We start from the raw sequence: 13449 nt of genomic DNA on the forward strand, positions 1-13449 counted from the left end.
ACCTCACCGCCAATGGACCGTCGCACTGCGGTCCTTCGGCTCTGTCCCGGGTTCTCGTGAACCGTATCACAAACTATTTGATGAGGTCTTTACCTGGTTGGTGTGCTCGGCGTCACACATGAGAGTGAAGCTGCACGTCTGTGCACTCGGGCGACCAACTTGTCTGGTATTGGGGCGGTTTACCGGCGCCGTCATCTCGGTGGTTCTTGCACGATTCTTACCTGGCGTCAGCGCGACGTTCCGGCCTTGCGCTCGTCCAGGAGGCGCGAACGGGGGCCAACAGCCGTCGCCCCGTTGACTCCTGAGACACCGGCGACAACCGGAGTGCGGCGTTCCTCACGCTCGCCGTCGACGCCGGCTCCGACACCGGTGCCGTCGCCGCCGGTTCCCACGGGCACCCCGTCGTGCGTGCCCTCGTGCGTCCCGTCACCCTCGGCGTACGCGACCGCGGTCGAGGTCTTTGACGACGCCTCGGCGGACACCTGCGCCGCCCTGCGTCGGCGGTAGCGCGGCGGAACGAAGTGCTCGGCCCAGCGCGGGGTGCGCGGTGTGAAGCGCGGCAGCAGGAGCAGGACCAGGCCCACCGCGCTGAGCGCCATGATGCCGAGCACGATCCACATGGCCCCGGAGTTCACCGAGTAGGCCAGGGCTCCGAAGGCGATCAGCGCCGACCAGAAGTACATGATGAGCACGGCCCGGCTGTGCGAGTGCCCGATCTCAAGGAGACGGTGGTGCAGGTGGCCGCGGTCGGCGGCGAACGGGGACTGGCCGCGCCAGGTGCGCCGCACGATGGCGAGCACCAGGTCGGCCGCAGGGACGGCGATGATCGTCAGCGGCAGCAGGAGCGGGATGTAGACCGGCACCGTCTGGTGCACGGCCTCCTTCTCGGACCCGGCGAAGAGGTTCATCGCGTCCGGGTCGACCTGCCCGGTGATGGAGATGGCACCGGCCGCCAGCACCAGGCCGATGAGCATCGAGCCCGAGTCGCCCATGAAGATCCGCGCCGGGTGCATGTTGTGCGGCAGGAAGCCGAGGCACATGCCCATGAGGAGCGCGGAGAAGAGGGTGGCGGGGGCGGCGGACTCAAGGCCGTAGCCGTACCAGATGCGGTAGCCGTACATGAAGAACGCGGCGGACGCGATGCACACCATGCCGGCGGCGAGGCCGTCGAGGCCGTCGGCGAAGTTCACGGCGTTGATGGTGATCACGACGAGCGCGACGGTCAGCAGCGTGCCCTGCCACTGGGTCAGGGAGACCGAGCCGACGCCGGGGATCGGCAGCCACAGGATCGTCAGACCCTGCATGACCATGACGCCCGCGGCGATCATCTGGCCGCCGAGCTTGATGAGGGCGTCGATCTCGAACTTGTCGTCCAGGACGCCGATCAGCCAGATCAGGGCCGCGCCGGAGAGCAGGGCCCGCGGCTCGTTGGAGTTCTCGAAGACCTCGCTGAGATTCGTCAGGTGGTCGGCGACCAGCAGGCCGGCGCACAGCCCGAAGAACATCGCGATGCCGCCCAGGCGCGGTGTGGGTTCCCGGTGCACGTCACGTGCCCGGATCTCCGGCATCGCTCCGGCCACGATCGCGAACTTCCGCACCGGCCCGGTCAGCAGGTACGTCACCGCGGCCGTGATGCAGAGCGTCAGGAGGTATTCACGCACAGGCTTCCCCACAGATCTCGCTGGCCATCTCAGCCCCACACCCTAGCTTCGTGCGCATACGGTTGGGGACTTCCGGGTAGAGCCGATGGTTGCACGAGTGGCTGTGCACGATTGATCGTCCACCCCTCAGTGGGCGGGATAGGGCGGAAATCTGCCGGTCAGATCCCGCACTTCTTCACGCACTCCACGCCCGGCGGACTCGTCCCGCAGGGCCGTCGCGAACAGCACCGCGATGCGTGCGGTCTCGGCCTCGCCCATCCCCTGGGTGGTGAGCGCGGCCGTGCCCAGACGCAGTCCTCGCACGTCGGGATGGGGCAGGGCACAGGTGTCGAGGACCATTCCGGCGGCGGCCAGACGCCCGCGGGCCGTGCGGCCGTCCACCCCGAGCGGGGCCGGGTCCACGGTGAGCAGGTGGGTGTCGGTGCCGCCGGTGGTGACCGCGAGCCCCTCGGCGGCCAGGCCTTCCGCGAGCACCCGCGCATTCGCCACCACCTGATGGGCGTACGCGGTGAACGCCGGTGTTGCCGCCTCGCCGAAGGCGACGGCCTTGGCGGCGATGGTGTGCATCTGCGCGCCGCCCTGTGTGAAGGGGAACACCGCCCGGTCCACCCGCTCGGCCAGTTCGCTCCCGCACAGCAGCATGCCGCCGCGCGGGCCCCGCAGCACCTTGTGCGTGGTGGCGCACACCACATCGGCGTACGGGACCGGGCTGGGCGCCGCTCCCCCGGCGACGAGCCCGATGGGATGGGCGGCGTCCGCGATGAGATAGGCGCCGACCTCGTCCGCGACCTCGCGGAAGGCGGCGTAGTCGATGTGCCGTGGATACGAGATCGACCCGCACACGATGGCCTTCGGCCGGTGCGTACGGGCCAGGGTGCGCACCTGCTCGTAGTCGATGAGCCCGCTCTCGGGGTCGACGCCGTACCCGACGAAGTCGAACCACCGGCCCGAGAAGTTCGCGGGCGACCCGTGCGTGAGGTGGCCGCCGTGCGGCAGACCCATCGCGAGGACGGTGTCCCCCGGGCGCAGCAGGGCGGCGTACGCGGCCAGCACGGCCGAACTCCCGGAGTGGGACTGCACGTTGGCGTGATCGGCGCCGAACAGGGCCTTGGCGCGCTCCACGGCCATGCGCTCGGCCACGTCGACGATCTCGCAGCCGCCGTGGTGCCGGGCGCCGGGATATCCCTCGGCGTACTTGTTCGCCAGCGGCGAGCCCAGCGCCGCCAGCACGGCCGGCGAGGTGAAGTTCTCGGCGGCGATGAGCTGCAGCGTCGTCGACTGCCGCTCCAGCTCCCCGAGCAGGATCTCGGCCAGCTCCGGATCCTGCCGGCCGAGCACGTCGACCGACAGCGGACCTTCAAGCGTGTGTGCGACCGGCATGGCTGACTCCGGACCTCGACAGGGGAACGCTAAGTCCAATGTAGAACCGTGACCCCACCTGCGCCCGGTGTTACGCCCGAGCGGGCACGCCCGTGAGGGCGGTCACCACCGGATCCAGCGCCTGATTGATCTCGTCGCCCACCGAGCGGAAGAACGGCAGGGGGGCGCCGTACGGGTCGTACACCTCGTCCGCCTCCGCTGTGGGGGCCAGGAGCCACCCGCGTAGAGCCGCCGCGGCGCGGACCAGGGCTCGGGCGCGTTCGACCATGCCGTCGTCCAGGGGAGGGAGGGTGGCGGGGTCTATGGCGCGGACCAGGCGGGTGAACTCCTTCAGCGTGAAGGTGCGCAGGCCCGCCGAGTGGCCCATGGAGATGACCTGGGCGCGGTGGTCGCGGGTGGCCGTGAGGACGAGGTCCGCCCGGATGACGTGCTCGTCCAGCAGCTCACGGCCGACGAAGCCGGAGGCGTCCGCGCCGAAGTCCGCGAGGACCGCCTCCGCGTTGGCCTCCATGGGCGCACCCTCATGACCCCACGTACCGGCGCTCTCCACGATCAGACCGCCCCACAGGGGGTCGCCGAGCCGGTCCGCCAGGGCATGACGGGTCAGCCGCTCGGTGATCGGCGAGCGGCACACATTGCCGGTGCTGACGTGGAGGATGCGAAAAGAGGAGTCCCCCGAGGCCCCGTCGCCGTAAGCCCCCGTGTACCCCGTCCCCGTACCTATGCCACGCCCCGCGTCAGGGGCTGTCAATTCGCCACCTCGAGGTCGGGGACGACCTTTCGCAGCTCCTCCGCGGACAGGGCTCCCGCCCGCAGGAGCACCGGCACCTTGCCCGTGACGTCGACGATCGACGACGGGACGTTGCCGGGGGTCGGCCCGCCGTCCAGGTACACGGAGACGGAGTCGCCGAGCATCTCCTGCGCGGCGTCACAGTCCTCGGGGGACGGGTGGCCGGTCAGGTTCGCGGAGGAGACCGCCATCGGACCGACCTCGGTCAGCAGCTCGATGGCGACCGGGTGCAGCGGCATACGCACGGCGACGGTCCCGCGGGTGTCCCCCAGGTCCCACTGGAGGGACGGCTGGTGCTTGGCGACGAGCGTGAGCGCGCCCGGCCAGAACGCGTCGACGAGCTCCCACGCCATCTCGGAGAAGTCGGTGACCAGGCCGTGCAGCGTGTTCGGGGAGCCGATGAGGACGGGCGTGGGCATGTTCCGGCCGCGGCCCTTGGCCTCCAGCAGGTCGGTCACGGCCTCCGAGCTGAACGCGTCGGCGCCGACCCCGTACACGGTGTCGGTCGGCAGCACCACGAGCTCGCCGCGGCGGACGGCGGACGCGGCCTCGCGCAGACCCGTCGAGCGGTCGGTCGCGTCGTTGGTGTCGTATCGCCGTGCCATATCAGCAAGCCTCCTCGAACACGCGGGCCCCGTTGGCCGCGCATCTAACGTTTTCCACGACGTCCACACAAGAAGTCGCCGCTGTCATGGCGTCGCCCTGCGGGCGGTCGCGAACCGCGGCCGGTTGTTGAGGTCGGGATGGTCCGCGGCATCGGCCCAGCCCCGCTCCTCGGTGAAGATCCACGGCACCTGTCCGCCCTGGGTGTCGGCGTGCTCGATGACGACGACACCGCCGGGCCGCAGCAGCCGGTGCGCGGTGCGCTCCAGACCGCGGATGAGGTCGAGGCCGTCCTCCCCGGAGAACAGGGCGAGTTCGGGATCGTAGTCCCGGGCCTCCGGAGCGACGTACTCCCATTCGGTCAGCGGGATGTACGGCGGGTTGGAGATGACGAGGTCGACCTGGCCGTCGAGGTCGAGGAACGCGTCCAGGGCGTTGCCCTGCCGCAGGTCGACCCTGGATCCCTCGACGTTCTTACGGGTCCACCGCAGGGCGTCCTCGGACAGTTCGACGGCGTGGACGCGCGAGCGCGGGACCTCCTGCGCGAGGGCGAGCGCGATCGCGCCCGAGCCGGTGCACAGGTCGACGATCAGCGGCTCGACGACGTCCATCGCGCGTACGGCGTCTATGGCCCAGCCGACCACGGACTCCGTCTCGGGCCGGGGCACGAACACGCCCGGCCCGACCTGGAGTTCCAGATAGCGGAAGTAGGCCCGCCCGGTGATGTGCTGGAGCGGCTCGCGGGCCTCACGGCGCGCGATCACCTCCCAGTACCGGGCGTCGAAGTCCGCGTCCTTGACGGTGTGCAGCTCGCCCCGCTTCACGCCGTGCACGAACGCGGCGAGTTCCTCGGCGTCGTTGCGCGGCGAGGGCACGCCGGCGTCGGCCAGCCGCTGGGTGGCCTGGGCCACTTCCGCGAGCAGCAGGTTCACGCTGGTCCTCCGGGAGCTGTGCTGTTGTCCGTCGAGCGGATGTGTACTGCGCTGTGTACTTGTACGTGCCCTACGCCGCGGCGAGCTTGGCGGCCGAGTCGGCGTCGACGCACGCCTGGATCACCGCGTCGAGGTCGCCGTCGAGCACCTGGTCCAAGTTGTACGCCTTGAAGCCGACCCGGTGGTCCGAGATGCGGTTCTCCGGGAAGTTGTACGTACGGATCTTCTCGGAGCGGTCGACGGTACGGACCTGGCTGCGGCGGGCGTCCGCGGCCTTGCTCTCCGCCTCCTCCTGCGCCGCGGCGAGCAGCCTGGAGCGCAGGATACGCATCGCCTGCTCCTTGTTCTGCAGCTGGCTCTTCTCGTTCTGGCAGGAGGCGACGACTCCGGTGGGAATGTGCGTGATGCGCACGGCGGAGTCGGTCGTGTTGACGGACTGGCCGCCGGGACCGGAGGAGCGGTAGACGTCGATCCGCAGGTCGTTCGCGAGGATCTCGACGTCGACCTCCTCGGCCTCGGGCGTGACGAGGACACCGGCGGCGGAGGTGTGGATACGGCCCTGCGACTCGGTGGAGGGCACCCGCTGCACGCGGTGCACCCCGCCCTCGTACTTCATCCGGGCCCAGACGCCCTGACCGGGCTCGGTGGCGCCCTGGCCGCCCTTGGTCTTCACGGCGACCTGGACGTCCTTGTAGCCGCCCAGCTCGGACTCGGTGGAGTCGATGATCTCGGTCTTCCAGCCGACACGCTCGGCGTACCGGAGATACATGCGCAGCAGGTCACCGGCGAACAGGGCCGACTCGTCGCCGCCCGCGCCCGCCTTGATCTCCAGGATGACGTCCTTGTCGTCGCTGGGGTCGCGCGGAACGAGGAGCAGCCGCAGCTTCTCCGTCAGTTCCTCGCGCTGCTTCTCCAGCTCCTTGACCTCGGCCGCGAAGTCCGGGTCGTCGGCGACGAACTCCTTCGCCGTCTCGATGTCGTCCCCGGTCTGCTTCCAGGAGCGGTACGTCGCGACGATCGGGGTGAGCTCGGCGTAGCGCTTGTTGAGCTTGCGCGCGTTGGCCTGGTCGGCGTGGACCGACGGGTCAGCGAGCTTCTTCTCCAGATCGGCGTGCTCACCGATCAGTTCCTCGACCGCCTCGAACATCTCCGGCTCCAATGGGCTGTCCCCCGCTCCATTTCGGGCGCGAGGACGTAGGTACGACGAATAGGGGCTGCACCGCAAAGCGCCGGTCCCAGCGCCCCCTGGACGGAGGCACCGAAGACCGGCGCTGTGGGCTCGCTACTTGTTGTCAGCGGCAGCCTTGGCCTTGCCGAAGCGGGCCTCGAAGCGGGCCACGCGGCCACCGGTGTCGAGGATCTTCTGCTTGCCCGTGTAGAACGGGTGGCACTCGGAGCAGACCTCGGCGCGGACGGTGCCGCTGGAGATCGTGCTGCGGGTGGTGAACGACGCGCCACAGGTGCAGCTGACCTGCGTCTCGACGTACTCGGGGTGGATGTCGCGCTTCAAGGTGTCTCCTAGTTTCGGGAGGGCGCCGGGTCGCTGCCGCGGGATGCGGAGCGTGAACCGGGGCCGACGTACCAGTCTGCCAGGACTGGGGCCATCCCCCAAAACCGGGGGTTCGCGTTGTGTATTCCCGGCGGGCCCGGTGGGGGTTGTTCGCGCAGTTCCCCGCGCCCCTGCCTTTCGTCTTTCAGGGGCGCGGGGAACTGCGCGACAAGCCCCCACCGGGCCCGCAGCCAAACAACCGCCCCCAGCGGAACGCCTAGCTCACAACACCCTTCGCCGCCCCCGTCGCCGCCCCCTTGGTCGCCGACTTCGGGATCGGGCGGTCGTTCTTGAGCGCGTCCCAGACCTGCTGGGACTTGGCCTTGAGGACGAGCACACGGTTCCCGTCGGCAGGGTCGTACTGCACCGGCATCGTCACCATGTTCATGTTGGCCGGGCTGATGCCCTTGAGCCCGTTGGCGAACGAGGCCAGATCCTTGACCGTGTCGAGGTCGGTATCGGTGGTGACGGTCTTCGTCGCGGTGTCCGCGAGGTCGAACAGCTTCTTCGGGCTGGTCAGTACGCCGATGTTCTTGACCTGTTCGACCAGGGCCTTGATGAACGCCTGCTGGAGCTGGATCCGGCCCAGGTCGGAGCCGTCGCCGACGCCGTGCCGGGTGCGGACCAGACCGAGTGCCTGCTTGCCGGTGAGCTGGTGCGTGCCGGCCTTCAGATCGAGGTGGCTCTCCTCGTCCCGGATGCTCTTGGTCGTGGTGACCTTGACGCCGCCCAGTTCGTCGATGAGCTTCTGGAAACCGCTGAAGTCGACCTCGATGTAGTGGTCCATGCGGATGCCGGTCATCGACTCGACGGTCTTCACGGCACAGGCGGCGCCGCCCGTCGAGTACGCGGAGTTGAACATCACCTGGGACCCGGCATCGTGCTCGACGCCCTTGCTGTCGGTGCACTCGGGCCGGTCCACGAGGGTGTCGCGGGGTATGGAGACCACGCTGGCCTTCTTGTGGCCCTCGTAGACGTGCACGATCATCGCGGTGTCCGAGCGGGCACTGCCGTCGTCGACACCGCCGCCGAGCTTCTTGTTGCCGCCGGAGCGGGTGTCGGAGCCGAGTACGAGGATGTCCTGCGAGCCGTTGTCGACGTCCAGGGGCCGGTCGGTGCCGAGTGCCTGGTTGATGTCGACGCTCTTGATGTTGTCGTTGAGCTTGAAGTACATGAACCCGAGGCCCGTACCGCCCAGCACGACGACACCCGCGGCGGCCCAGGCCGTGATGACAAGCCCCTTGCGGCGCGTGCTCCGCGGCTTGCGGCGGCGGCCCTTGGCGCGGTTGCGCGGGGCGCTGGAACCGGAATCCTCCGGTGTACCGGGGCCTTCCGGTGTACCGGGTTCCGGCATGCTCTCGGCAGACATGTGCTCCTCTAGTCCTCGTACGTTCGGTTACCCCCTGCAGTCAGGGTCAGGCGTGGTCATCTGCCGCGACGTCTCTGTCAGGACCCGTCCGGTCAGACGTTGAAACCGAAAAAAGGGTTGCACGACGTGCTGTGACCGCGCTGTGGATCAACGAACACGCTGAGTGAGGTGCGGGGCGGACCGTCCAGCGCTCACCTGGGCTTTCGACGGCGGACGGCGTGCTTCCGCGAGGACGTGGCGCTCTTCACATCTGTGGCGAAGGTCTCTCCACCGCCCATTTCACCGGGGCTCCGACAACGCGAAGGGCCACCCCCGTTGCGTACAGAGGTGGCCCTTCGCGTAACCGGCCGGGCCGGCTGTGGATCCGTCAGTCGTTGCCGTTGCCGGGCATCGGCGTCGTCTTCTGGATCTGCAGCAGGAACTCGGCGTTCGACTTCGTCTGCTTCATCTTGTCCAGGAGCAGCTCGATCGCCTGCTGCTGGTCGAGCGCGTGCAGCACGCGACGCAGCTTCCAGGTGATGGCGAGCTCGTCGCTGCCGAGCAGGATCTCTTCCTTACGGGTACCGGACGCGTCGACGTCCACCGCGGGGAAGATGCGCTTGTCGGCGAGCTTGCGGTCGAGCTTGAGCTCGGCGTTGCCGGTGCCCTTGAACTCCTCGAAGATGACCTCGTCCATGCGCGAGCCGGTGTCGACCAGCGCGGTGGCCAGGATCGTCAGCGAGCCGCCGTCCTCGATGTTGCGCGCGGCACCGAAGAAGCGCTTCGGCGGGTACAGCGCGGTCGAGTCGACACCACCGGACAGGATGCGGCCGGAGGCCGGGGCGGCGAGGTTGTACGCACGGCCCAGACGCGTGATCGAGTCGAGCAGTACGACGACGTCGTGACCCAGCTCCACCAGACGCTTGGCACGCTCGATGGCGAGCTCGGCGACCGTGGTGTGGTCCTCGGCCGGACGGTCGAAGGTCGAGGAGATGACCTCGCCCTTCACCGACCGCTGCATGTCGGTGACCTCTTCCGGACGCTCGTCGACCAGGACGACCATCAGGTGGCACTCGGGGTTGTTGTGCGTGATCGCGTTGGCGATCGCCTGCATGATCATGGTCTTGCCGGTCTTCGGCGGGGCCACGATCAGACCGCGCTGGCCCTTACCGATCGGCGCGACGAGGTCGATGATGCGGGTGGTCAGCACGCCCGGGTCGGTCTCCAGACGGAGCCGGTCCTGCGGGTAAAGGGGCGTCAGCTTGTTGAACTCCGGGCGGCCACGGCCGGATTCGGCGGCCATGCCGTTCGCGGAGTCGAGGCGGACCAGCGCGTTGAACTTCTCGCGGCGCTCGCCGTCCTTGGGCTGACGGACCGCGCCGGTGACGTGGTCACCCTTGCGCAGACCGTTCTTGCGGACCTGGGCGAGGGAGACGTACACGTCGTTCGGGCCGGGCAGGTAGCCCGACGTACGAATGAACGCGTAGTTGTCGAGGATGTCCAGGATGCCCGCGACGGGGATCAGGACGTCGTCGTCGGCGAGCTGCGGCTCGTTGGCGCCGAACTCGTCGCGGCCACGACGGCCACGGCGGTCCCGGTAACGACCGCGGCGGCCGCGGCGGCCACCCTCGAAGTCGTCGTCGTCCTGGGGTCCGTTGTCACGCTGGCGGTCCTGGCGGTCCTGACGACCGCCGCCCTGCTGCTGACCGCCCTGACGGTCCTGGCGGTCCTGACGCTGCTGGTTGCCGCCACCCTGGCCGCCGCCGCCCTGCTGCTGCTCGTCGCCCTTGCCACGGCGGTCGCGGTCGCGGCCACCACGGTCACGGTCGCCGCGGTCACGGCGGTCGCGGCGGCCCTGACGGCCCTCGCCGCCGTCACCGGCGTCGCCCTTGGCCTCGCCCTGGGACTGGGCGGGCGTCTCGGCCTTCGGCTCGCTCTTCGCCTCGGCGGTGACCGTCTCGGGGCTGCCGGCCTCGGAGGTCGCGCGGCGCCGGCGGCGCTCGGCCGGGGCGTCGTCACTCGCGGGCTGGCCGGGGATCTCGATCTGCTGCTGTGCCACGGCCTTCTCGGCCTTGACCTCCGCCTTCTTGTCGGCGGGAGCGGCGTCGTCGCCCGTACGAGCCTTGGAGGTGGCCCGGCGCTTCGGCTTGGTCTCGGTGGCGGTCTCGGCCTTGGCCGGAGCACCCCCGCCCGCCTGCGCCTCCTTGATGACCTCGATCAGCTGGCTCTTGCGCATCCGCGCGGTGCCCCTGATGCCGAGGCCGGATGCGACCTGCTGCAGCTCGGCCAGCACCATGCCCTCGAGGCCGGTACCGCGGCGCCGACGGGAGCCGGCACCGGTGGCAGGCGCGGAGGCGTCCGTGGCGGGCGCAGCAGCGGTCTCCTCGACACGTGCGCCCATCAGATCGGTGGTGTCGCTCACGAAGGGTCCTTCCCTGGAGCGGACGTCGGCCTGTCTGGCTCGGCGACCGGTTGTGCTGTCCGACAGTGGTCCTTGCTGTGTGGACCGTGCCGGGGCGGTGGTCCGCCAAAAGGCGGAGGGAATTTCTGGGATGGCGATTCCCGGGGCCGGGGCACTGAGGTTCCGTGTCCATCGGCTCGGTCACGCCGGTTCCGGAGCGTGCTCAGCACCGCTCAGCGCGTAGCACCCAATGCATGGCACAAAGCGATTTGGGGGGCTCCCGGAAGAATGGTTGTCCCGGACGGGGACGTGAAGCACCTCGCCATGGTGGGGTCGGGTGCAGACTTGAGGTTAACACTACCGGATCCAACAAACATTCCCCCTCTCGAAATCCGGCGACCGTGTGTCACGGAGCAAGCGGCAGCACGCTCGCCCCCGTGGCGTCGAGGCCCAGCCGGTTGGCCGCCCAGCCCTCGCCCGCCAGTCGTGCGACTTTGTCGGCCGCGGTGTCGGCGGCGAGCGCGAGCACGGTGGGCCCGGCGCCGGAGATCACCGCGGGAATTCCGTCGGCCCGCAGCCGCTCCACCAGCGCCGCGCTCTCCGGCATGGCCGGGGCGCGGTACTCCTGGTGCAGTCGGTCCTCGGTGGCGGGCAGCAGCAGCTCGGGGCGCCTGGTCAGGGCCTCGACAAGCAGTGCGGCGCGGCCCGCGTTGGCTGCCGCGTCGACGTGCGGAACGGAGCGCGGAAGCAGTCCTCGCGCGGTCTCCGTCAGGACCGGCTTGGCCGGTACGAAAACCACCGGAACGATGGAATCGGCGGGTTCCATCCTGATGGCGCGCGCCGATCCGCCCTCCATCCAGGACAGCGTGAAGCCGCCCAGCAGACACGCCGCGACGTTGTCGGGGTGGCCCTCGATCTCCGTCGCGAGCTCCAGCAGCGCCTCGTCGTCGAGCTTGCTGTCCCCGCCTATGGTCACAGCGCGTGCGGCGACGATGCCCGCGCAGATGGCCGCCGACGAGGAGCCGAGGCCCCGGCCGTGCGGGATGCGGTTGGCGCAGACGATCTCGAGACCGCGCGGCTGTCCGCCGAGCAGATCGAAGGCGGTGCGCAGGGAGCGTACGAGCAGGTGGTTCTCGTCGCGTGGGAGCGTCTCGCTGCCCTCGCCTGCGATGTCGATGTTCAGTCCGGAGTCGGCCACCCGGACGACCACGTCGTCGTACAGCCCCAGTGACAGACCGAAGGCGTCGAAGCCCGGGCCGAGGTTGGCACTGGTGGCGGGGACGCGCACCCGGACGGCGGCGGCGCGGAACGCTGGACCGGCCATCGCTCGATGACTCTCCTTGAGCTTGAGCTGCGAGATTGTCGAAATCCTGCGAGACATACGGAAAATGCGGAAGACCCGGAGGCCGCAGGGACGGCGCGGCACCGCGGCATATGCGGCGGGCGGGTTCGGTACAGCCTATCGAAGGAAGGTTCTGTGGCGACATAGGGCGCACAGGAGGCGCACGATGCGTGTCGTAAGCCCCTCGTGCACCCCCCCTTTTTTTGGAGCTCGGTTCGCCTCCGGGGCGCAAAAGCCTGTGTCGAGACGGCGATCGTGCTCGACCCTCCTTCGTCGGGCGCTCCGCGCGTTCGCCGTCTCGACACAGGCGCGCCCCTTCGGCTCACTCGCTGTTGGTGGGCCGGTGTTGGTGTCGGGCTTTGCCAGGCCGAGGTCCCGTGTTACGCGAGGCCTAGGCGTTCTGCGGCCGTTGCCGCGTCTACCGGGACCGTGACCGGCTGCGGTGCGCCCGCGACGGCCCAGTCGGGGTCCTTGAGGCCGTTTCCGGTCACCGTGCAGACGATGCGCTGGCCCGGGTCGACCTTGCCCTGCTCGGCGGCCTTGAGCAGACCTGCGACCGAGGCCGCGGAGGCGGGCTCGACGAAGACACCCTCCTGAGCGGCCAACAGGCGGTAGGCGCGCAGGATCTCACGGTCCGTCACCTCGTCGATGAAGCCGCCCGACTCGTCCCGCGCGGCCAGTGCGAACTTCCACGAGGCCGGGTTGCCGATGCGGATCGCGGTGGCGATCGTCGAGGGGTCCTTGACGACCTCGCCGCGCACGATGGGCGCGGAACCGGACGCCTGGAAGCCCCACATGCGCGGGGTCTGCCTGGCGATGCCGTCGGCGGCGTACTCGGTGTACCCCTTCCAGTACGCGGTGATGTTGCCCGCGTTGCCCACCGGGAGGACGTGGATGTCGGGGGCGTCGCCCAGCATGTCCACGATCTCGAAGGCGGCGGTCTTCTGCCCCTCGATACGCACCGGGTTCACCGAATTGACCAGCGCCACCGGGTAGTTGTCGGAGAGGCTGCGCGCCAGCGTGAGGCAGTCGTCGAAGTTGCCGTCGACCTGGAGGATCTTCGCGCCGTGCACGAGCGCCTGGCCCATCTTGCCGAGGGCGATCTTGCCCTGCGGGACGAGAACGGCACAGACCATTCCGGCGCGTACGGCATACGCGGCGGCGGAGGCCGACGTGTTGCCCGTCGAGGCGCAGATGACGGCCTTCGCGCCCTCCTCCTTGGCCCGTGTGATGGCCATGGTCATGCCGCGGTCCTTGAAGGACCCGGTGGGGTTGGCACCCTCGACCTTGAGGTGGACCTCGCAGCCCGTGCGCTCGGAGAGCACCTGCGCCGGCACGAGCGGCGTGCCGCCCTCGCGCAGCGTCACGACCGGCGTGGTGTCGGATACCGGCAGCCGGTCCCGGTACTCCTCGATGATTCCGCGCCACTGGTGGGTCATTGCT

The 13449-nt window shown here is 69.5% G+C and carries 11 protein-coding genes; all 11 read right to left on the bottom strand.

Going from position 1 to position 13449, the window contains the following annotated elements; translation table 11 throughout:
* Positions 1–227 precede the first annotated feature (227 nt).
* Positions 228–1661 carry an MraY family glycosyltransferase gene (locus JEQ17_RS15725; protein ID WP_200395844.1) on the bottom strand — a complete coding sequence of 478 codons (1434 nt, stop codon included), beginning with the start codon at positions 1659–1661 and terminating at the stop codon, positions 228–230.
* A gap of 126 nt (positions 1662–1787) precedes the next feature.
* On the bottom strand, positions 1788–3041 hold the full coding sequence (locus JEQ17_RS15730; RefSeq protein ID WP_200395845.1) for a serine hydroxymethyltransferase: 1254 nt from the start codon (positions 3039–3041) through the stop codon (positions 1788–1790).
* A 70-nt stretch (positions 3042–3111) separates the two neighbouring features.
* A complete protein-coding gene (locus tag JEQ17_RS15735) occupies positions 3112–3792 on the bottom strand; it encodes an arsenate reductase/protein-tyrosine-phosphatase family protein (RefSeq protein WP_373466174.1) in 681 nt (226 codons plus the stop codon).
* Positions 3789–4436, bottom strand: coding sequence for an L-threonylcarbamoyladenylate synthase (locus tag JEQ17_RS15740; protein ID WP_200395846.1), 648 nt, complete (start codon positions 4434–4436; stop codon positions 3789–3791). The genes JEQ17_RS15735 and JEQ17_RS15740 overlap by 4 nt, the downstream gene beginning before the upstream one ends.
* An 84-nt stretch (positions 4437–4520) precedes the next feature.
* Complete coding sequence (gene prmC, locus JEQ17_RS15745; RefSeq protein WP_200395847.1) at positions 4521–5366, bottom strand: peptide chain release factor N(5)-glutamine methyltransferase; 846 nt, start codon at positions 5364–5366, stop codon at positions 4521–4523.
* A gap of 70 nt (positions 5367–5436) precedes the next feature.
* Positions 5437–6513, bottom strand: a complete 1077-nt coding sequence (gene prfA / locus JEQ17_RS15750; RefSeq protein WP_143636225.1) for a peptide chain release factor 1 — start codon at positions 6511–6513, stop codon at positions 5437–5439.
* 135 nt (positions 6514–6648) lie between these two features.
* Positions 6649–6876 (bottom strand): 50S ribosomal protein L31, encoded by a 228-nt coding sequence (rpmE, locus tag JEQ17_RS15755; RefSeq protein WP_055614408.1) that lies wholly within the window; start codon positions 6874–6876, stop codon positions 6649–6651.
* Positions 6877–7132: 256 nt separating this feature from the next.
* On the bottom strand, positions 7133–8284 hold the full coding sequence (locus tag JEQ17_RS15760; RefSeq protein ID WP_200395848.1) for an LCP family protein: 1152 nt from the start codon (positions 8282–8284) through the stop codon (positions 7133–7135).
* A gap of 367 nt (positions 8285–8651) precedes the next feature.
* On the bottom strand, positions 8652–10685 hold the full coding sequence (gene rho / locus JEQ17_RS15765; protein WP_200395849.1) for a transcription termination factor Rho: 2034 nt from the start codon (positions 10683–10685) through the stop codon (positions 8652–8654).
* Positions 10686–11070: 385 nt separating this feature from the next.
* Positions 11071–11988, bottom strand: coding sequence for a homoserine kinase (gene thrB, locus JEQ17_RS15770; protein ID WP_200395850.1), 918 nt, complete (start codon positions 11986–11988; stop codon positions 11071–11073).
* 398 nt (positions 11989–12386) lie between these two features.
* Positions 12387–13445 (bottom strand): threonine synthase, encoded by a 1059-nt coding sequence (gene thrC / locus JEQ17_RS15775; RefSeq protein WP_190232153.1) that lies wholly within the window; start codon positions 13443–13445, stop codon positions 12387–12389.
* Positions 13446–13449 lie beyond the last annotated feature (4 nt).

The sequence above is a fragment of the Streptomyces liliifuscus genome, assembly GCF_016598615.1.
GTDB lineage: Bacteria > Actinomycetota > Actinomycetes > Streptomycetales > Streptomycetaceae > Streptomyces > Streptomyces liliifuscus.